The organism is Legionella feeleii, from assembly GCF_001467625.1.
Classification (GTDB): domain Bacteria; phylum Pseudomonadota; class Gammaproteobacteria; order Legionellales; family Legionellaceae; genus Tatlockia; species Tatlockia feeleii.
In genome coordinates this window covers 1-267 of sequence record NZ_LNYB01000065.1, presented here as the reverse complement: position 1 = coordinate 267, position 267 = coordinate 1, and the positions used below count along the sequence as shown (strand labels likewise).

Below are 267 nucleotides of genomic sequence, written 5' to 3'. Positions count from 1 at the left end.
TCTAAGCGACTTGACTTCTCAACCTCAGATTGCAAGGCTAGCTTGGTACTTGATACTTCAGCCACCGCGGATTCCGCCCGCAGCGTCTCTTGACGCAATGCTGCTGTCAGTGATTCCCGGGCTTTGCTGAGAACATCCACTTGCTCATCCAATGCCGCTACTTTCACTACTAATTTTTTATTCGCACCATCAAGCTCATCAACCTGCTGTTGTAACAAGCGGTTGCTGGCTTCTGCTTGCTCTAATGTTTTGGCCGTACTTGACGCT

General features: G+C 49.4%; 1 protein-coding gene. It reads right to left on the bottom strand.

Annotation, left to right across the window (positions count from 1 at the left end):
* On the bottom strand, positions 1 to 267 hold a 267-nt coding region (locus Lfee_RS17185), incomplete at both ends, for a hypothetical protein (RefSeq protein ID WP_162262672.1).